This window comes from Paenibacillus massiliensis subsp. panacisoli DSM 21345 (assembly GCF_000426545.1).
Classification (GTDB): domain Bacteria; phylum Bacillota; class Bacilli; order Paenibacillales; family Paenibacillaceae; genus Paenibacillus; species Paenibacillus panacisoli.
Genome location: NZ_AUFO01000011.1, coordinates 134395 through 155191 on the forward strand (window position 1 = coordinate 134395; position 20797 = coordinate 155191).

Here is a 20797-nt window from a genome sequence, read left to right on the forward strand (position 1 = left end):
AACATGAATATGTGCGACTTATTGAACAGTTATCGTCTTACAAGAGTGTGTGAGGGGGGATTACATGGTAAAGGAGGAAGCGGCGAATGGCCTAGTTGTGGCTCGTCCACGGCCTAATCGTCCGCGAGCGAATCGTGCAGTGGACGAAGCTCCGTGGGTCAAATGGATACTGATTCTGTCTGCTGCCCTGCTTCTGGGCTGGCTGCTGATTCTGCCGCTGATCGTCGTGCTTACTCAAGCACTCAAGCAAGGCTGGGGTGTCTACGTGGCAGCGCTGACGGATGCAGATGCCCTGTCTGCCCTGCGCTTGACCTTACTGGTGGCGTTGATCACCGTTCCACTGAATACCATATTTGGTGTGGCTGCTGCATGGCTGCTCACAAAGTTTCAATTTCGGGGTAAAAGCATCCTCGTCACGCTGGTGGATCTACCATTCGCTGTCTCGCCTGTAGTTGGAGGGCTGATGTACGTGCTGGTCTTCGGGGCACAGGGCTGGCTCGGACCGTGGCTGCAGGAGCATGATATCAAGATTATTTTTGCCGTACCTGGTATTGTACTAGCGACGCTCTTCATCACATTTCCCTTCGTAGCCCGAGAGCTGATCCCTCTGATGGAGGATCAGGGGACGCAGGAGGAAGAAGCTGCGATTACGCTCGGCGCCAAGGGCTGGCGAGTATTCTGGCAGGTGACCTTGCCCAATATCAAGTGGGGGCTTCTGTATGGCATCATTCTGTGTAATGCCAGAGCCATGGGAGAGTTCGGCGCGGTATCCGTAGTATCCGGCCATATTCGCGGAGAGACCAATACGCTGCCCTTACATGTCGAGATATTATATAACGAATACCAGTTCTCAGCCTCATTTGCTGTGGCTTCCTTACTACTACTGCTTGCACTGGCTACACTCATCGTGAAGAGCTGGCTGAGCAGCAGACTTCCCCGCTCCTGAGCGTTGACAGGGATTGGTGGTCATGATAAATTATATCCAAGTATACAAATTGGAGTTATAGTTAATTGAGTGTTGGTAGTTATTTGAATATTGGAAGTCATGACCGCATGAATGTAGCAACATAAATAATGTAGCAGCATAAATAACGTAGTGATCTTGTCGGGCATGCTCCCGGCCCAAGGAGGAATCCGTGTGGCAAAATCGCTGAAGGTAGATGGCGTGTGGTTGAATCGTATTGCGGAGCTGCTGAATGACATGGAGTTCGGTTCGTTGCATATTACTGTACACGAGGGTCAGATTGTTCAGATGGAGCGGACAGAGCGCAAGCGTTTCGGGAATAGCCCGTCCTTGCAGGCCGTTCGGAAGACGAATTCAGGTCATCATTGATCTGGTGAAACGGACTAATATTCATAATTACATCTGCGTGTCAATCTATATTCACAAAGATACCGCTCTTGTTGGTGTTACGATAACACCAGTAAGAGCGGTAGTCTGTGTGAATGGGGAAGTGTTCAACCGGTCACTCAGGAATTATACCCAGAATGTACGGCTGATGATAACCAGCAGGATGAAGAGAACCAGAATGACACCTGTAGAAGTCCATGCTCCTCCGCAGTAAGCGCCTCTTTCTTCGCTCATGTGTACACCCCCTTATACCGGATTGAGTTGACTATGTGAGATTCTGATTATTAACGTGCATTCCATGACCCATTACGCCTAGCTCTGCGTTAGATCAAGAACGCCTTAGAGATGATAACCAACAGAATGAAGAGAACCAGAATGGCCCCTGTGGATGTGAAAGGTACACCTGGATAGTTACCGCGTTCCAACTCAGCTCCCATGGAAAATCCTCCTTTGCCTTGTATAATTAAGCTTCTGCCTCGGCATTATGAGCATGAGCTTAATTTCAAAAGCATTATATTCAGCTCTCTGCCGAGATGGAATTCAGCAGGAGTCTATTTTAGAGCCTGGACTTTCCGGGCTTGTTTGACAAGATGGCGTGCGGGGATTAGGATAAATGAATTAAGATAGTACGCAGTACATTATTGAAGGAGAGCATGGACTATGAGTATTCCCAAAACACTAACAATTGCCGGCTCCGACACTAGCGGAGGCGCAGGCATACAGGCTGACCTGAAGACATTTCAGGAGCTTGGCGTATATGGTATGACCGTATTAACGACGATCGTGGCGATGGAGCCAGGAACCTGGAATCATCAAGTCTATCCGGTCGCACTGGATGTCGTCGAATCGCAGCTAAAGACGGTTCTGGATGGGATCGGCTTTGATGCCATGAAGACAGGCATGCTGGGGTCTGTGGAGATCATCGAGCTGGTAGCGCGCTACCTGAACAAGCATAATCCACAGCGTGTCGTCATCGATCCAGTTATGGTGTGCAAAGGCACGGATGAGGTGCTGCAACCAGAGAATACAGAAGCGATGCTGGAGCTCCTCATACCAGGGGCGGATCTGGTAACTCCGAATCTGTTCGAGGCCTCCCAATTGGCCAAGACAGGCCCAATTCGCACCGTGGAGCAGATGCAGCAAGCCGCTGCCATCATACATGAGCGCGGAGCCAAGCACGTCCTGATTAAGGATCGTGGCAAAGTGAAGGCCGGACAGGCTATGGACCTGCTGTATGACGGTAAGGAGTTCCATTGGTTCGAGACAGCTGCGGTAGAGACGCACTTCACACATGGAGCAGGCTGCACCTCTTCCGCCGCAGTAACCGCGGGTCTGGCCCAAGGACTGACCGTACCGAAGGCAGTGGAGCAAGCGAAGAATTTTATCACGCAGGCCATTGCTGGCGGCTTCCGATTGAATGAATTCGTAGGACCAACCCTGCATGCTGCTCATCGGCTGCACCGGGCTTAGCGCATAACACGAAGTATATTTGAAGCTGTATTCTGATATCGATCTCAATACTCTGAATGATCAGATCAGGATCATATAGTCTGACGTTCAGAATGATGAAGAATATGTCTTGATGTAGAGCCCAGACAGAGCTTAGAGCCCGTGAACAATGGGCTCTATTTGCTGTGTTGTCGTATGCATGCACGGCCAGACGGAAATCCTAACCTGATAGTCAATTTTCAGCAAATTTCGGCATTTATCGCAACTATTGCCATCGAATTCTCGTCTACACATAGTGTATGTAGAGTACTACACAAGATTTATGATTATCGGAGGAAATGCAATGTTGTTCAACAGATACCTCTCATCGACTAGTCAAAAATTCATGAATTCCTGTAAATGGTTGATACTTTTCCTAATGTGTCTGGCATTGTTCGGTGACGGACGTCATGCTGTGCAGGCCAGCTCCAATACGATCAGCATCATGGTGGACGGAGCCAAGACGCAATGGTCCACTGCACCCTATATCGCTTATGGGACGACTTATGTACCGCTTCGGGATGCAGCAGCTTCACTGGGCGCTCAAGTACGCTGGAATGAGGCATCGAACAGCGCTATAGTGACCAAAAATGGGGACACCATTACGTATAAATTAGGCTCGAATATTGTAAACGTGAACGGTTATGCCTGGAAGCAGACCTCACCCCTAATTTATGTACGAGGGACGCTTACCCTACCGCTGCGTGGAATTACTGAGCCGCTCCGGGCAACGGTAATCCCTACGAAGAGTTCAGTGGGTACACAGATTGCCATAGATACAGATACAGAGACTATTCGCGATAGCCGTGTATCTGGTGTCGATGCTTATTTGCTGAAGCAAGGCTACTCAGGCATGGCATTGGTGGCTAAGGATGGACAAGTACTGCTCCGCAAAGGGTACGGTCCCGCGGGTGGAGGCACATTCAACCGTCCTGACATGCCAAGTCGAATTGCTTCATTGTCCAAATCTTTCACTGCTGTAGCTGCCTTGAAGCTGGTGGAGGAAGGGAAGCTGTCGCTGGACGATACCGTGTCCCAGTTCATTCCTGGATTTCCGCAGGGAGACAAGATGACGGTACATATGCTGCTCAGCCATACGGCCGGCCTGCCAGCGAATTTTCCCCGCACAGAGGGGATGACCCTGGAGAGCACGGTGAATCAGATCAAAGGGATGAAGATGCAATGGGAGCCTGGGACGATATTCAATTACAGCAATTGTGGGTATGTCGTCATGGCCTATATCATTGAGAAAGCCAGCGGGCAGAGCTATGGTAGCTATATGAAGAACCATGTACTAAATCCGCTCGGGATGGACCACACCGGGGAAGCTTCACGCTCAACCCCTACAATCAAGGGGCATACCTATGTGAAGAAGCAGATGGTAGAGGCTCCATACTATGTCTCAGTATCAGGGACCGGGACGCTGTACTCTACCGTGGATGATCTGCTGCTGTGGAATAGTGCACAGGGGTTCGAGCAACTGCTGAGTATGGACTCACTGGCGAAAATGCTAACTTCTTATTCCGTCAAGAATTATGGCTATGGCCTGTTAATCCGCAATAACGAGCACGGGCCAGGCATGACAATCTATCATAATGGAAGTGGTACCGGCTACAAGACGGGAATGATGAGGGACACGGGCACGGGATTGACCGTTATTCTGCTCGGGAACCGTGATGGTCTGGATACGGTGCCTATGATGAATGAGATGATGAAGCTGGCTCGCTGACAGCAGTAGCAGCATAAAGGAGCAGATGTGGAATTCACGAGTTCTAAGTAATTCTGTAGTATGCTGAAGACGAAAATAAAGCTTCCAGCAAAGGATCCCTAGGGGGAGTTGCTGGAAGCTTTGTTATTCCTCATGCGTGAGGCTTCGTATCAAGCGGCTTGAGATTAGCCTCAATGTCAGCTCGTTTCCCTTCCAGGAATGGAGGCAGTGACAGGGCTTCTCCCAGATGCTCCAGATCTTCATCCGTTGCAAAGCCAGGACCATCCGTAGCCAGCTCGAACAGGATTCCGTTCGGCTCACGGAAATACAGGGAACGGAAGTAGAAGCGATCTACGAAGCCAGAGCTGCCGATCTTAGAGTTGCGAATGTGCTCGACCCACGTCCGTAGCTCTTCCTCGTCAGCGACGCGGAAGGCCACGTGATGGACACCTCCCCGACCAAGTCGTTCTGCAGGCAGATCGGTTCTCACCTCCAAGTGGATCTCGGCACCGTTGCCACCCTCTGCCATGTCAAAGATGACAATGTCGGGCTGACCAGCGATCGTAGAAGGATAGGTGCCTTTTCGGCGCATTCCCATAATATCTGTCAGCATCCAGGCAGTCTGCTCTTCATTAGGCACAGTCAGTTGCACGGGACCCAGGCCAATGATCGCATACTCCGTAGGAACGGGGCTAAGCTTCCAAGGCTTGCCGGCTGGCACACCTTGATTATGCTCATCGGAGATCAAGAAGAAGCGTTGCCCTTCAAAATCCTCGAATCTCAGGATACGATGGCCGGCTTGCTCGGTGATTTCTTCATGAGAGACGTTGTATTGATCGAAGCGGTCTTTCCAGTATTGAAGAGCCTCGTCATTCGGTATACGTAGCGAGAGAGAAGAGATACTGTTGTTACCGCGACGAGTCTGCCCCGCGTTCGGAATTTCGAAGAAGGTCACCTCTGTACCAGCATTACCCTCCTCATCTCCATAGAACAAATGATATACGCGCACATCGTCTTGGTTAACTGTCTTCTTGATCAAGCGCATCCCCATGATCTCAGTGTAGAACTGATAGTTCTTCGGAGCCGATGCTGTCAGGGCGGACACGTGATGCAGACCTAATAATTTCATAATAGATTCCTCCAAGCAGAGTAGTATGTGAATGTGGAAATAATCAATTTCGAATATCTTAATTTAAAGATAAACTACAATTCGGCTTTTGTCAATATATTGAACACAACAAATAAAACACCCTAAATTCTCATGCTTTTAGTTACAAGTTTCATTGACAGCACAATTCAGATTGCTATAATAGTTCAAAGGGTTATTTGACGATAATGATTATCATTATCGTTGTAGACGGAGTTGAAGGAACAATAGGAAGTTTGCTGTAACTCTGATGGCTAGGAAAGTATCCTGTATTACGCGTGTATATGCTGCGTTATTTAGTTGTTCTATTATAGTTCTATTATTGTTGCTGTCGTTTGCTGCTGTATTCGTTAGTGTACCTGGTGTAACGCGGCTAGATTCAATTAGCTTGACGGACAAACAGGCTTAGGTGCTGGTGATTAGCGTGCGCCATGCTTGATCAGTATTATTATTGCCAGAGCGAGCATGAGTGTATGCGGACTGATCCTGTAGCAATTAACGCGCAGTCGATTCTTATTGAAGCCGACTGTGGGGAAGATGCTCTTTATCATCATCATGGATCAAAAAAATGAACGAAGCTTTCTAGAAGAGGGGAAATATATGCTCATACATCACCGGATCGGAGATTACTCAGTTGCTGTATATGCACCGCCGACTTGTCTGAATGGTCAGAAGTCTGCTCCGGTATTGTATGTTCAAGACGGTGATACCTTGCTCCCGGATGGTCTGGAATCTCTCGGGCAGCAATATAGAGAGGGGCAGCTACCTCACCTGATTCTGGTAGGGATACAGCCCCTTAACCGTCTAGATGAATATTCACCATGGCACAGTCCAGCACTGGCTGAAGGCAGACCGGCATTCGGAGGGAAAGCAAATCGGTATTTATCCTTTATAACGGGGTATGTACGTCCCTATATTGAGGCTCGTTATCCTGTGATGGCGGGTCCAAGGCATACGGGAATAATGGGGGCTTCATTAGGTGGACTTGTCTCTATGTATGCCGTCTACCGGCATCCTGAAATATTTGGTCATGCAGCGACCTTGTCTGGCTCCTATTGGTATCCTGGCTTCGTTGATTTCATGCAGTCAGAGACATGGACAGGCTATGATGGGCGCTACTACATGTCCGTAGGAAGTAAGGAAGGAGAGGGTAAGCATACAATCCAGAAGGACATGCTACCTCTCACTATAGCGGCACATGATACATTGCTGCAGCGTGGGGCCTCCTCAGATCGTACCCATTTGGAGGTCATCCCGGATGCAGTGCATGGCCATGAAGCCTTCGTGAAGCAGTTTCCTTCAGCGGTGGCGTGGCTGCTTGAGGGGATGAATGGGCAAGTAGGCTAACGTCTACTGAGTAATGTCACCTAACTAATACACCCAGCTAATACTACCTAGCTAATGTCGCCTTTCTAATACCGCACTGTTAATACTGTCTAACTGATCTTAAGCTTGGAAGCCCCGGAGTGGGGAATACATGGATTTAATAGCTTGGCAATGTGCCCTTAGTGTTCTACAACAGGATAGCCAAGACATCAGCCATAAATTCATCATAATGAAGAAGCCTTCTGTGCTCTATTAGAGACAGGAGGCTTCTTTGTTGTATATCTGAGCGGCTCTACACCACATTTACTCAGATCAATGTATTAGTACCTTGACCTAAATCGATTTTAGGTTTGAATGGTCTGAAGAGATCGTGGTTAGCGGAAAGCGGGGAAGCCCTAGAGAAACGACAGTGGCCGCCTTTAAGCTTGCTGTTCATCCGCTTTTCCATTTCGTTCAAAAGAACAGCAAGCTTAACAGTGGGCGACAGGGATCCCCGCTTGCAGCGGCTTTACACGCACATTAAATTTGGTCAAGGTACTGGGCTGTACAAATCTCGAATTCGACTTGAAGGAGCCCTTGATCTTGCGGTACCATTATATTGATTATAGCTAATGTAGTTACAGGTTCAGCTAAGGAGAGGGAGGCGTTACCGATATGAATAAGAACCAATTGGGGCGGTCCGAGCTGCAGATTGGCGAAATCGGACTCGGTTGCATGTCCATTGGAACCGATGAGAAGCAGGGCGTATTCATCATACATGAAGCTCTGGACAGAGGTGTTAATCTGCTGGATACGGCTGATCTCTATGATAATGGACGTAACGAAGAGATTGTTGGACAAGCGATCAAAGGGCGTCGTCAAGATGTCATTTTGGCTACCAAGGTGGGCAATCGTCGGATTCCGGGGCAGGAAGGATGGAGCTGGGACCCATCGAAGGCTCATATTTTATCCGCGGTAAAAGAAAGCCTGCGTCGTCTGGGGACAGATTATATTGACCTGTATCAGCTGCATGGCGGCACTATGGAGGACCCGATTGATGAGACGATCGAGGCTTTTGAACAGCTGGTGAAGGAGGGCGTGATCCGTTATTACGGTATCTCCTCTATTCGGCCAAATGTCATTCGTGAATACATCAAGCGGTCGAATATTGTTAGCGTCATGAACCAATATAGCCTGCTGGATCGCAGAGCGGAGGAGGAGATTCTGCCGCTGCTAGAGCAGCATCAGATCAGTCTGATTGCTCGTGGGCCTGTGGCAGGTGGTGTACTGGCTGAAGATGGGCGTACAAAAGCAGCAAAAGGCTATCTGGGTTATAACGAGAGCGAACTGATTGACATTCGTGACGAATTGAATACAGTAAAAGGAATGGAGCGCAGCATGGAGCAGACCGCCATTCGGTACAGTCTGGCGCACCCGGCTGTGGCAGCAGTTGTATGCGGAGCGAGCCTGCCGACGCAGATCGAACACAATGTGGGAGCCTCTGCCGTACCACCTCTGTCTCCACAAGAGCTCAGTCGTCTGCGTGATATAACCAGAGCCAACACGTATACTCAGCATCGTTAAGCTGACGAGTACCTTGACCGAATATGGTATCGGGGTTGAATGATCTGTAGAGTACGGTGGTTAGCGGAAAGCGGGGAAGCCCTAGAGAAACGAAGTGCTCGCCTTTAAGCTTGCTGTTCAACTGCTATTCATCTAGATCGAAGAACAACAAGCTTAACAGCGGTCGACAGGGCTCCCCGTTTGCAGCGGCTCTCTACTCACTTTTGATCTGGTCAAGGTACTAATCGTTTGCTAAGATTCCTGAAGGTTGTCATCAAAATATTCGGAACCAAACTACACGAAGATCGAAGGGACGATAGATATGGAACGAATTACGACACAACAGCAATATGAAGAGCTTATTGGACGGGACGTATTGACCGTCATCAAATTTGATGCAACCTGGTGCCCTGATTGCAAGACCTTGGACAAATTCATGGGCGGAATTATCGAGCAGCACCCGGATAAAGAATTCTATGCGCTGGATGCCGAGCAGCTTTTGCCCGTTGCTGAGGCCAATCAGGTGCGCGGGATTCCAAGCCTGCTCGTATTCAAGGGTGGGGAGAAGCTGGCCCATCTGCATAGCAAATATGCGAAGACACCGACTCAGGTCTCAGAGTACCTTGAGACCATGGAATCCAAGCAGTAAAAGCAGTGCAATCCAGACATAAGAGGATTTTTTTAAGCGACGAGCTTCGTTAGAGAATAATGTCTGGATAGCAAGCATATGCAGTCAATTTTCAATTGTTATACAAAAAAGACTCCGCACCACATATTGTGGGCGAGCTGTCACGATGATACGTAGTCAGAACTGACCTCTACCATCTTGTAGCTCGATGCTGGAGTCTTTTTTTTCGAGCAAGCTATGAACTTAGGCAAGCCAATATTCTCTACTCTACTTACAGAATGATGAAGAAGAACACGGCCGCAAGTACAAAACGATATACGGCAAACACCGTCAGACTCAGACGCTTGAGCAAGCCCAGGAACGTCTTGATCGCAAGCATGGCCACGATGAAAGCGGCAATAAAGCCTGCTGCGAAGATCGGGAAATCAGACATAGATAAGTGTCCCATACTTCCAAGCAAATCGACCCCCGTTGCTCCGATCATGATCGGGACGGATACCAGAAATGTAAACTCAGCCGCAGCAGTATGGCTTACTCGGGCAAGCAGACCACCAGAAATGGTGGAGCCGGAGCGAGAGAAGCCAGGCCAGAGCGCCAAAATCTGGAACATGCCGATAACAAAGGCTTGCTTGTATGTAATGTCATCGACGGTCTCAGCTGTAGCCTTTGGATGGAGTTTCTCCGCAATGATCATCAGTATACCGCCAGCCACAAGACTGTATACAACGGTCTCAGGTCCGAATAGATAAGTCTTGATCACGTCGCGGAGCAGTACGCCCAGTAGACAAGCCGGAATCATCGCTATGATGATATGAAGCAGATTGAGCCTCGGCTGTAGGGAGTTGCGGGTCTTCTGTCTGAAATCAAACAGACTGAGGAACTTCTCCCAGTACAGCACCACGACAGCGAGTACAGCACCCAACTGAACGATGACCTCGAAGGTCTTGACCGCCTCACTATCCGTATTCAGATTCAACAGATGTGAAGTCAAAATCATGTGACCGGTCGACGAGACAGGCAGAAATTCCGTCAGGCCTTCAATGATTCCCAGTATGATTGCAGATATAAAGTCCATGTACTCCAGTCTCCTCCTACACATATATAGAGGGCAACGGGTAAGACCCATTGCCCTGTCCATTATTGTATACAGTTGTATGAGTGGAAGTAAAGTCCACAATCTGGAGGTGCACCGGACCAGGCGTCAAGAACCGCATGACACCAAGAAAAGTTTAGTCTTTAGGCTGCTCTTCTGCTGCTTCCTCAGCCTTCTCAATGATAATCTCGACGCGACGTACCCGGTTTTTGCCCATCTCACGAATGATGACCCGGACATGATCTTCAGTGAACTCTTTACCTATTCTTGGCTCAGGCACACGGCTGTATACCCAGCCGCCTACGGTATCCACTTCTTCATCCTCCAGATCCAGCCCCGTCAGGTCGCTCAGATCGGACAGGATCACCTTGCCATCCACGAGGTAGCTGTTCTCCGACAATGGCTCAACTTCCCTACGTTCATCTGTATCAAATTCATCCCGAATCTCGCCGACGATCTCCTCGATGATGTCCTCAATAGTAATCAGTCCCGAGGTACCGCCATATTCATCTACCAGCAAGGCGATGTGCACCTGCTGCTTCTGCATGCGCTTGAGCAGGTCATTGACCGGAATGACCTCAGGCACTGTCAAAATGGGCTGAATCAGAGAGTTGAAGTCCACCTCGGGATTCTTGTTATGCTCCAGGAACAACTGCTTCGTATTAATCATCCCGATGATCTGGTCTTTACTATCCGTAGCGACTGGAAAACGGGTATATTGTTCTTCCTGTATCGTCTGCATGTTCTCCTGAAGCGAACGGGTCGTATACAGTACGACCATGTCCGTACGAGGAACCATGATTTCTTTGGCAACAGTCTCGTCAAAAGCAAAGATACGATTCACATATCCGTATTCTGTATTGTTGATCTTGCCGCTCTCCACACTCTCGGACAGAATGATCTGAATCTCCTCCTGGGAGTGAGCTTCTTCATGCTCGGAAGCTGGCTGTAGTCCGAAGAGACGCACAAGACGGTTAGCCGAACCATTTAAGAGCCAGATGAAAGGGTACATAATCCGGTTGAACCAGATGATTGGCTGCGAGGTCAGCAGGCTGACGCTCTCTGCCTTGCGAATGGCCAGCGTCTTCGGTGCCAATTCACCAATAACGACGTGCAGGTAAGTAACGAGAATGAAAGAAATGACAAAAGCAAGAACGTGACCTAATTCGTCGTTAATGTGCAGACTGAGGAACAAGGGCTCCAGCAGTTTGACCACGGTCGGTTCACCGAGCCAGCCAAGTCCCAGCGCTGTGATCGTAATACCGAGCTGACAGGCGGACAGATAGCCATCCAGATTGCTAACGACCCGCTGAAGTGCTAACGCATTTTTGCGTCCCTCAACCACCAATTGGTCTACCCGGCTGGAACGGACCTTGATGATTGCGAACTCCGTAGCTACAAAAAATCCGCTCAATATAATCAATAGCGCAAATAAGAATAGACTGACACCTATGTCCATATGATTTTTACTCATTCCTTTTCATATATATTTAAGTTCATATGAACTTATTGTAAGAACTTAAAATCAATATGACAACTGTCAAAAAGAAAGCTATTAACCTTCTAAGGGCCGAATTAGCCGGAAAAGGAGGAAGAATGGGGCTCCCTCGTTCCGTAGCGCTCTTTTGTATATCCCCTTTACAAGGACACTTCCGGGGGCGTATGATGGGTTCGCATGAACTTCAAATGACAGCTTGCTTCGTTGATAGCTGAGCTCTGAAAGGAGGAAGGACTATGGAATCTTTTACCCTGACACGTCGAGATATGGCGCATTTACTGCTTGCTCTGGATCACCGTAGAGAGCAACCGCCCCTGACTGTACTTCAGGCAGCCTGGAGAAAAAGTCATGCGGACAAGCTTGGCTCTGGCAGGGCGCTGCCTACGTTTGTAAGCACCGAGATCCATCCGGTACTGGACAAGATTATCAAAGGAAAAAAACACGGAGCCTTCTCTCTCCAGGAGATCGCTTCCCTCGCACAGCTGGTGGAATATAGCCACGTCTCGCTTGCCTCGATGCAGAACTGGGTCAAGCGTGACTTTCGCGAATTTTTGGGTGCACCCAAAATTGGCAAGAAATACTCGGTGAATCAGGCAGCATTGCTGTTGATTATTGAGGACCTCAAGTCCAGTCTTGATTTTGAATCCATCCGTAGACTGTTCCAGCTGCTGTTCGGCCAGCCTGACGATGATGCGGATGATCTGATGCAGCCTGTGGAGCTGTATGCAGCCTATGCGTCTATGTTCGAGGAGTTGGATGCGAACGAGGACGGAATGTTCGACATTCCATCGGGAGCCGCTGCGGGCGGCTTGGGCGGAGTATTGACCGAGGATATGCTGCTCCGAGTAGCTGCCAAATACACGGAGAATCTGGGACATCTCCAACCAGCTCAGCGTGAGGCGCTGTGCAATACTTTACTGGTGGCCGTCGTGTCCGTGCAGAACTCTTATTTTTTGTCCATGGCCCGTCGCTATGTGAACGCAACCCTGTTTTTGGATTATTGAAATGATTCCCTTCTGCGAATGGAACCACAGCGTGTATAGAAGCGTTAAGCCTCGGCAGCTTACGCTTCTTTTTTATGCCGAAGTACCTGATTTATAGATAGAGATTATCCCCCGGAATTCCCTACGCATACCCGCCTGGTCTTGCTTTTCGATACCCTGAGATGTCTTATTCCATAAGGTGTTTGCTCATATTGACCCATGTAAAAAGTATACGAAAGTGGTATGTACAGTCTTTTGTACACACAGCTACAATTGAGTTATTAAGAACCAGCAATTGGAAGAATGAGGCAGGAGGGAATGGAGCATGTCTGAATTGTCCATCATCATATGCACCCGTAATCGGATTGAAGATCTGACGCGCCTGATTCGATCCATTTCCATTCAGCAGAACCTGGAGGGAGATGCGGTTGAACTGCTTATTGTGGACGACGGAAATATTCCGGAAGAGGTGCTCGGTGAATTTAGAAGCCTGCTCTCCCGGCTGCCTGGCAGTCGTGTAGTCTATTATAAGAAATCGAAGCCAGGAGTGTGGCTGTCTCGCTATGAGGCCCTATCCATGGTTCAATACGATATTGTGCTGTATTTTGATGATGACGCGGAGCTAGATGATCCGCTGTATATCCGGCGGCTGTTGGATACCTATCACCAGGATGAACGGATTGTAGGTGTGGGAGGCATCGCCAAGGGGTTGAGTACGAGCCGGGCCGGGAAGCTGCTCGGTATTTTGACATTCCAGATGTCAGCCTCCCTTGGCAGATTGTCAGCAAGTGGTCTGGCTGGCTCGCTTCTGCGGTGGCATGAGGCGGAGCAGCCATTTCGGACTGAATTTTTCCATGGCTGCAACATGTCATTCCGTCGCAAGGCACTGAAGGATATGCTGCCATATCCGTGGATGACAAGCTATGCTGTGGCAGATGATCTATATATGTGCCATCTGGCGAGCCAGTACGGCACGCTAATCATCGATCCCAGCCTTCAGATCCTGCATCATGAATCGCCTCGTTCCCGGGATAATGCGGGACGCGTCGCTAAGGCAACGGCAGTGAATCATTATTACTTCCTGAACCTGAAGCAGGCAGGCATGAGGCATTATTTGGCATTGCTCTGGACGCTGACGTATCTCATGGGCAAGGAATCCCTGAAGCGCAATTTTAATGCCGTGAAGGGCTACGCAGCAGGAATGCTGTTCGTCCTGAATCCTCGCAAAGAATCGTATAAGGAATATATAAATGCCCGGTTATCGCCGGAGAAGGCATGACGAATCATGGCAGATGAGAGGAGGAGCACGGATGGATTTGACGATTGCTATATGCACGCGTAACCGGGAGGAGGATCTGGCCCGCTGTGCCGCTTCCATAGCAGCTAGCCGAATGACGGAGCCCTCTCTTCAGGCCGAGGTGCTGGTGGTGGATGACGGAGATCTATGCCCCAAGCTAAGAGCTGAGATGAATGAGGGATTGGAGCGAGCAGGCTTTTCCTTTCGTTACTACAGGAAGGATCAGCCCGGACTGTGGCTGTCCCGGGTCAAGACGGTTGAGATCGCAGCCGGCGATATCATTCTGTTCCTAGATGATGATGTTGAGCTGCCTGTGGATTACATTGACAATCTGATGAGGACTTACCGTGAGAACCCCGATGCTGCAGGTGTAGGCGGTATCGCGCTTGGGATGAGGAACAGTCTAATGGGTACACTTCGTTGCTTGCTATCCTTCCAGCAGTCTCCTTTCATGGGGAGGCTGTCACTAAGTGGCCAATCTGGCTCCATGTACAACTGGCACAGAGCACGTCGTACCTTCAAGTCTGAGTTCTTTCACGGCTGTAACATGTCGTTCCGACGGGAGGCCATTCGTTCGATCAAGCCTGTCAGTTGGCTGCAGAGTTATAGCGTTGGTGAGGACCTGTTGCTGTCACGGATCGCACGGAAACACGGGCCATTGTTGATCAATCCGGTGCTGAAGCTTCAGCACCATGAGTCCCCATCCTCAAGGGATAACATGGAGCATGTAGCGTATATGAGAGTCATGAATCATGTGCATCTGCTGCGGGATGAGCGTGCAGGAGTGGTACCTTATGCGGCACTGTGCTGGACTACACTGTATTTTATATTACGAGAAAGACCCAAGAAGAATAATTCGGCCATCCGTGGATATGCCAAGGCACTCAAGTCCATGTTCTCCAGGGAGGCGCTTGGTTGAATGCATTCGAATAGTAAAGTGGCGTCAGTAAGGAGGTGGAGTGAATGAGCGCATGGACATCAGCGAAGCAGTTCTTCTCAGGTGAAGGGCTCGCCAAGACCATCATGCGAACGAGCTTTAACAATTTTTTTGTGCTCATCGTCACGACTCTGACCTCGATCCTGACTGCACGCATGCTGGGTGTAGAGGGAAAAGGAGAGCTGGCCGCGGTGATCTTCTGGCCGGTGCTCATCGGGAGTGTGCTCAGCTTCGGACTGCCGACCTCGCTGATCTACAACGTGAAGAACAAGACGGGCAATACGGAGGACCTGATCGGCCTGTCGCTCTTGATCCAATTACCAGCCAGTCTGCTCTCAGCGGGCATTGCTTGGCTCTTCATGCCGATGTGGCTGAATGGATATGGACCAGAGATCATTCAACTGGCACAGCTATATGCCATAGCTGCGATTCCGGCAGCCGTACTAACAGCTCTTACAACGGCTCTGTCTCAAAGCCTTGAGAAATTCAAGGTCTATAATGGACTACTATTCCTGTATCCATTTGTGAACTTCGTTGGTCTGGTTGTTGTCTGGCTGATGGGGCTACTGACGGTGCAGATTGCAGCAGCCATCAACCTCGTGGCCAGCATAGCAGCCCTGCTGTGGGCGCTGTATCAATTAGGTGGGTCACTCAAGCTTCGCTCCTTCAAGCACTTCATGGACCGCAAGGTCATGCGCCCTTATTACAATTACGGAGCCAGAGTGTACGGTATGGAGCTGATGGGCACCTTGTCTACCCAGACGGATAAGATTGTCATCGTAGCGCTGCTATCCCCACGTGACTTCGGGTTATACTCCGTCGTCTATGCGCTCTCTCGTGTCTTCAATGTCGTGCAGAACGCGGTTACCAACGTTACCTTCCCCAAGGTAACGGGGATGGCACAGCAGAAGATTATCGAGACGGTGGGGCGTGCATTCCGGATCTCCATGGCGCTTATGCTGATCGTGATTGTCCCCAGTCTCTTTGTTGGTCGATATATGCTGGGTCTGCTCTACGGATCGTCATTTCTGGAGGCATCCACGACCTACTATCTATTGTCGCTGGAATGCATAGTCGGAGGCGGCTCATGGATTCTGGCTTCAGCCTTCAACGCGCTTGGTCGCCCAGGGCTTGTGCTAATTCGGCAAATCGTCGCCTATGCGATTACCGTAGTTCTGTTCTTCGTATTTACCCCTCTGCTAGGGCTGGAGGGCATTGCGCTTGCTCTGTTGTCCGGGGCCTGTGTCAGACTTGTCTTTTCCGTTTTTTCATTCCCTGTATTTTTTGGGGTTCCGCTCCGGCGAATCATATTCGACAGACACGATTTTACTTTCCTCATGGAAATGATACACAAGAAGCGCAAGAAGGGAGAACTGAACGATGGCAAACTTGCATCCAATGGATGAGCTCAAGAACAAGCTGAAGATGATCCTGAAGGTGGTCCCGCCAGGCTCAAACATCGCTTATGTAGACTACCCGGTGTATAACAACGGCGGAGACGTGCTGATCATGAAGGGAACGGAGGCGTTCTTCAAGGCAAATGGTATCCGTGTCCGTGCCCGATATAGTGCCATGGATTTTCCCGATAAGCTGAATGTCCCGAAGGACTGGATTATCGTCTGTCACGGGGGTGGGAACTTCGGGGACTTGTATCTGAATCACCAGAATCTCAGAGAGAAGGTCGTGCGTGACTTTCCAACGCATCGGATTGTAGTCATGCCGCAGACGATCCACTTTCAGAGTGAGGCCAAGGCCAATGAAGCAGCGACGTTGTTCAACAGCCATCCTGATATGCACATCTTTGTAAGGGATACACGTTCTTACGCCTACGCCTCTGAGAAATTCAACAACTGCGATATCCAGATGTGTCCGGATATGGCGCATCAATTATGGCCGCTCAAGACGACTTCTGCCCCACAGCAGGAGGTGCTCTATTTCCTGCGCAATGATATTGAGACGGTGAAGGATCAGCAGCAGTTCGATCGTGAAGCAGATGCGGATCATCGTCGGGATTGGGATACCTTGTTCACACCGTTCGAGATTCGTGGCATAGAATATTTCCAGAAATTTTACCGTCTTGACAAAAAGATCGGCGGCCCGCTTCCCACACGGGTATTCTGGTATAAGTATACAGACCATCTAATGAGTAAGGCCGTGGATCTGTTCAGCTCCTACCGTGAAGTGCGTACCTCCCGTTTGCATGGACATATTCTTGCATGCCTCTTGGACATCCCGCATATTGTAATTGATAATTCCTACGGCAAAAATTCACTGTATTTCCAGACCTGGTCGACGGGAAATGCAAAGGCCAAGCTGTACAGTGAGGAGTCAGCTCCGGTGGAGCAGCTCTCCTGAGCAGCAAGCGGAGATGAATTAAATCTCAATCGTTTTTCGGTCTTGGTCAAGAGATCAGTAGCCACCCAAGATACTGTAATAAGCAGGCCAGCGCCTCGGATACACATACAAAGAGCCCTTGTGCGGAGAGCCCGTACAAGGGCTCTTTCTGTTACTTCATGCCAAGTACCTGTTTGGAGCAGCGATCGAGCCTGTCGATTTCCTCTGCTGTCAGTACGAACTCCAATGCCTTTACATTTGCCTCCGCATGATGCTTCTTGGAAGCGCCGGGAATTGCAAACACCTGCTCTCCATGCGCATTAACCAGCCAATTCAGGGCAACTTGAGTGGGTGCTACGTTATAATGGCTTGCTATGTGTTCAAGCTCCTCAATCAAGGGTCTGGATTGCTCCAGCCCAGAAGGACGAAAGGCTGGAGTCCATTTGCGCGGGCCTTTTATGGATCGAATCAGTGATGGATTCTCATGAAATTTCCCGGTCAATATTCCTTGCATCAGCGGGGAGTAAGCGATGATGGCCACCCCCAGCTCCTGGGCGGTTTCCAGTACCCCATTCCTCTCAATGGTACGGTCGAGCAGGCTGTATTTTACTTGATTGGCTGCCAATCGAAGCCCGTATTCTCGCAGCACGCGATCCGCTTCCCGCATTTGCTGTGCAGAGAAGTTGCTTACTCCTACATATTGAACCTTTCGCTGTACAGCGAGACTAGCCATTTCCTTCATAACAGCTTTGACAGAAGAGAAGGAGTAGGGAGAGTGCACCTGGTAAAGGTGAATCGTCCGGCCATCCAGCTGTCGAATACGCTCATCAATCGTTGCTGGAATGCTGCCAGCCGTGCGAAACGCAGGCCACCATTTGGTGGCAATCCTGGCCTCATCTGCGAGTGTACCTCCAAGCTCCTTCAGCATGGCAGCCAGCAGTTGCTCGGACTGACCGCCACCATAGGCTTCAGCCGTATCGAACCAATTGATTCCGCCCTCCAGACTCGTCTGAATGATGTCTCTCATCACCTCTTTGGACATGGCTGGCCAAAATTTGCCGACAAGCCCCTGTCCATTACTGAACTGCCAGCACCCAAGCCCAAGTGCCGATAATCTCAGATCGGAGTTCCCCAGCCTGCGTAGTTGCATGGAAGGTGTCTTTGTCATATTTGTCCCCATCAATTCATCACTCGCTCCTCATGCTTGTTGGATTTTTATGTATAAACAAACTCTTTTTTTGAATTCTATACTGTATTTGATGTTAATTAAAGATTTTTTATTTTTCCCTATAGATCATATGTCTTACAATACATTCTTTAATGATCATACAATAACTTTAATGTAATTTTTTATGTTTTACACTAAAATACTATATTTTTTTAAATTATTTCCGATATTTAAAATAGTGTATGTAAAAGTTAGCCATACACCATACAGCTTCTGCCTTCTGCCAGTAGGTTGAGCGAAATATAGGAAGGAAAAGGGGGATGAAAAGGCTCGGGTTATCGCTTTAACGGATCAGTGCGGTATTGAAACAAGACAATTGTAGTTGCCATAAATATGCCTAGAAAAGGAGAGATTGCAATAATGATGAACATGAGCATGATCATCAGTGAGGAATATCCGTTAAGTGCTTATCAGAAGGACATATGGCTTGAGCAATGTATGCATCCAGACAAGCCTATATACAACATCGGGGGGTATATAGAGGTAAAGGGTCCACTTGATGCAGCACGGCTGGAGAGGGCTATCATGAGGCTGATCCATGACAATGATTCTCTCAGAATTCGCCTGACGGATCACAAGGGGGAGCCTCGCCTGACTCTATTGCCCGAGGTGGACTATAAGCTGCCATTTCATAATTTTACTAAGCAGGAAGACCCGAAGAAGTATTGCCAAGCGTGGATGAGAACGGAATTTTTGAAGCCATTTCAGTCTGACGATTACTATTTTCAGTTTCATTTGTTACAAGCAGATACTAATACATATTTTATATTACTCAAAGGCTACCATCTCATAATTGACGGCTGGGGATTTGCCCTGCTGATTAATCGAATGATGGATAACTACAATAGCCTAGCACAAGGCATAGTAGATTCGAATACAGCGACTTACTCCTATACTGATTTCATCCTCGACAATCAGGAGTACCTGCAGTCTGCGACGTTTTTGAAGGATAGAGAGTTTTGGAAAAACAAGCTGGCCACCCTTCCAGAGCCACTCTTTGGCAAGGAGGCAGTCCGTGGCAGGGACAGTGAAGATTCTATATGGAGCGATAGACAGACGCTGGCTATTCATAAGACACAGTATAATCAGATGCTGGAATTCTGTAAGGCAGAGGGCTGCTCTTCCTTCCATTATTTCTTGGGACTGCTGTTCCTGTATTTCAGCCGGGTGTGTAACCGCAGCGAGCTTGTGATCGGCGTACCGGTCTTTAACCGCAGTAAGGTACAGTACAAGCAGACGCTTGGACACTTCGCCAACGTTCTACCGCTGCGAATCAGTCCGGGGCAGGACATGACCTTCAAGGAATTGCTGAGATTCATTAAGAGAGAACTGATGCAGTGCTACCGCCATCAGAAGATGCCTCTTGGGGAAATACAGAGAGCTGTGTACGAGCATTCCCAGAATAAAGGGAATTTGTTCGATATTTCGCTGTCCTTCGAGGAACAGGATATTAGCAACGCCTTCCAAGATACGATTTGCGGCAACGTAACGATGACGCATCATCATGAAAGAAATGCGCTCACACTCCTGATCTGGGGGCATGAAGGAGAGGGGGATGTAGCTGTTAATTTTGACTATCGCATTCAGACTTTTGCTGGATTTATTCCCATGGAGGATGTTATTCGCCATTTCAGGCATTTGTTTGCTCAGGGAATGGAACACAGCGATACGCTGATCTCGCACATTAACATTGTGCCTGGGGATGAGCGTAGCGTTCAGCTTCATGACTTCAATCAGACCGCCGCAGACTATCCGCGAGAGCAGACCATTCAGGAGCGATTCGAGGAACAGGCTGCGAGTAGGTCAGACCATCCGGCCCTCGTGTGGGATGGACAGCTGCTGACCTATCGGGAGCTGAATGCGCGGGCGAACCGTCTGGCTCGTACGCTGAGAGGACGAGGCGTGCAGCCAGATGATATCGTGGCGATCATGATGGAGCGCTCACCGGAGATGGTTATCGGCGTCCTGGCGACGCTCAAGGCTGGCGGAGCCTATCTGCCGATCGACCCGAACTATCCCGAGGAGCGGATTCAGTACATGCTGGAGGACAGCGGAGCCTCGTTGCTGCTGACCCAACAGCATCTGCTCGACAAGGCAGGGACTTATGCGGCGGACAGGATCATCGAAGTAGGCGCAGAGTATGTTCAGGTAGCCGCACCGGAGGATAGCATCAATCTGGAGCAGGTGAACAGCCCGAATGATCTGGCCTACATCATCTACACCTCAGGCTCGACGGG

At 49.3% G+C, this 20797-nt stretch carries 19 protein-coding genes; 13 read left to right on the top strand and 6 right to left on the bottom strand.

Annotation, left to right across the window (positions count from 1 at the left end; genetic code table 11):
• The first annotated feature begins 64 nt into the window (after window positions 1–64).
• Both cysW and K331_RS0110320 read left to right on the top strand, forming a co-directional pair.
• Complete coding sequence (gene cysW / locus K331_RS0110315; RefSeq protein WP_036634617.1) at window positions 65–946, top strand: sulfate ABC transporter permease subunit CysW; 882 nt, start codon at window positions 65–67, stop codon at window positions 944–946.
• Window positions 947–1138: 192 nt separating this feature from the next.
• Window positions 1139–1333 (top strand): YezD family protein, encoded by a 195-nt coding sequence (locus tag K331_RS0110320; RefSeq protein ID WP_028590254.1) that lies wholly within the window; start codon window positions 1139–1141, stop codon window positions 1331–1333.
• A gap of 144 nt (window positions 1334–1477) precedes the next feature.
• On the opposite strand, the gene K331_RS32445 is transcribed toward K331_RS0110320, so the two are convergent.
• On the bottom strand, window positions 1478–1585 hold the full coding sequence (locus K331_RS32445; protein ID WP_018887232.1) for a hypothetical protein: 108 nt from the start codon (window positions 1583–1585) through the stop codon (window positions 1478–1480).
• 89 nt (window positions 1586–1674) lie between these two features.
• Window positions 1675–1788, bottom strand: coding sequence for a hypothetical protein (locus tag K331_RS32450; RefSeq protein ID WP_018887233.1), 114 nt, complete (start codon window positions 1786–1788; stop codon window positions 1675–1677).
• Between the two features lie 223 nt (window positions 1789–2011).
• On the opposite strand from K331_RS32450, the gene thiD reads away from it, so the two are divergent.
• Window positions 2012–2821, top strand: coding sequence for a bifunctional hydroxymethylpyrimidine kinase/phosphomethylpyrimidine kinase (gene thiD, locus K331_RS0110335; RefSeq protein WP_018887234.1), 810 nt, complete (start codon window positions 2012–2014; stop codon window positions 2819–2821).
• Window positions 2822–3143: 322 nt separating this feature from the next.
• Window positions 3144–4568, top strand: coding sequence for a serine hydrolase (locus tag K331_RS0110340; protein WP_028590255.1), 1425 nt, complete (start codon window positions 3144–3146; stop codon window positions 4566–4568).
• A gap of 130 nt (window positions 4569–4698) precedes the next feature.
• Here the strand turns inward: K331_RS0110340 and K331_RS0110345 are convergent, their stop codons facing one another.
• Window positions 4699–5676 carry a ring-cleaving dioxygenase gene (locus tag K331_RS0110345; RefSeq protein ID WP_028590256.1) on the bottom strand — a complete coding sequence of 326 codons (978 nt, stop codon included), beginning with the start codon at window positions 5674–5676 and terminating at the stop codon, window positions 4699–4701.
• 618 nt (window positions 5677–6294) lie between these two features.
• Between K331_RS0110345 and K331_RS0110350 the strand changes: the two genes are divergently transcribed.
• The 3 genes from K331_RS0110350 (at window position 6295) to K331_RS0110360 (ending at window position 9211) form a co-directional block, all read left to right on the top strand.
• Complete coding sequence (locus tag K331_RS0110350) at window positions 6295–7041, top strand: alpha/beta hydrolase (protein ID WP_028590257.1); 747 nt, start codon at window positions 6295–6297, stop codon at window positions 7039–7041.
• 633 nt (window positions 7042–7674) lie between these two features.
• Entirely contained in the window at window positions 7675–8583 is a 909-nt protein-coding gene (locus tag K331_RS0110355) for an aldo/keto reductase (protein ID WP_028590258.1), read from the top strand.
• Between the two features lie 301 nt (window positions 8584–8884).
• On the top strand, window positions 8885–9211 hold the full coding sequence (locus K331_RS0110360; RefSeq protein ID WP_018887240.1) for a thioredoxin family protein: 327 nt from the start codon (window positions 8885–8887) through the stop codon (window positions 9209–9211).
• Window positions 9212–9461: 250 nt separating this feature from the next.
• Here K331_RS0110360 and bacA read toward each other — a convergent pair whose 3' ends face one another.
• Both bacA and K331_RS0110370 read right to left on the bottom strand, forming a co-directional pair.
• Window positions 9462–10265: an undecaprenyl-diphosphate phosphatase gene (gene bacA / locus K331_RS0110365; RefSeq protein WP_028590259.1), complete on the bottom strand. Its 804-nt coding sequence runs from the start codon at window positions 10263–10265 to the stop codon at window positions 9462–9464.
• A 154-nt stretch (window positions 10266–10419) separates the two neighbouring features.
• Window positions 10420–11742: a hemolysin family protein gene (locus tag K331_RS0110370; protein WP_028590260.1), complete on the bottom strand. Its 1323-nt coding sequence runs from the start codon at window positions 11740–11742 to the stop codon at window positions 10420–10422.
• Window positions 11743–12017: 275 nt separating this feature from the next.
• Between K331_RS0110370 and K331_RS0110375 the strand changes: the two genes are divergently transcribed.
• From K331_RS0110375 to K331_RS0110395, 5 genes are all read left to right on the top strand, one after another.
• Window positions 12018–12785, top strand: coding sequence for a DUF1836 domain-containing protein (locus K331_RS0110375; protein WP_018887243.1), 768 nt, complete (start codon window positions 12018–12020; stop codon window positions 12783–12785).
• A gap of 304 nt (window positions 12786–13089) precedes the next feature.
• A complete protein-coding gene (locus K331_RS0110380) occupies window positions 13090–14043 on the top strand; it encodes a glycosyltransferase family A protein (protein WP_028590261.1) in 954 nt (317 codons plus the stop codon).
• 31 nt (window positions 14044–14074) lie between these two features.
• A complete protein-coding gene (locus tag K331_RS0110385) occupies window positions 14075–14980 on the top strand; it encodes a glycosyltransferase family 2 protein (protein WP_028590262.1) in 906 nt (301 codons plus the stop codon).
• Window positions 14981–15024: 44 nt separating this feature from the next.
• A complete protein-coding gene (locus K331_RS0110390; RefSeq protein WP_028590263.1) occupies window positions 15025–16404 on the top strand; it encodes a lipopolysaccharide biosynthesis protein in 1380 nt (459 codons plus the stop codon).
• Window positions 16379–17353 (top strand): polysaccharide pyruvyl transferase family protein, encoded by a 975-nt coding sequence (locus tag K331_RS0110395; protein ID WP_028590264.1) that lies wholly within the window; start codon window positions 16379–16381, stop codon window positions 17351–17353. The genes K331_RS0110390 and K331_RS0110395 overlap by 26 nt, the downstream gene beginning before the upstream one ends.
• 151 nt (window positions 17354–17504) lie before the next feature.
• Here K331_RS0110395 and K331_RS0110400 read toward each other — a convergent pair whose 3' ends face one another.
• Complete coding sequence (locus K331_RS0110400) at window positions 17505–18500, bottom strand: aldo/keto reductase (protein WP_028590265.1); 996 nt, start codon at window positions 18498–18500, stop codon at window positions 17505–17507.
• Window positions 18501–18920: 420 nt separating this feature from the next.
• Here K331_RS0110400 and K331_RS33225 point away from each other — a divergent pair.
• Window positions 18921–20797 (top strand): non-ribosomal peptide synthetase (locus tag K331_RS33225; protein WP_211237333.1); only part of this gene is annotated, 1877 nt, incomplete at its 3' end.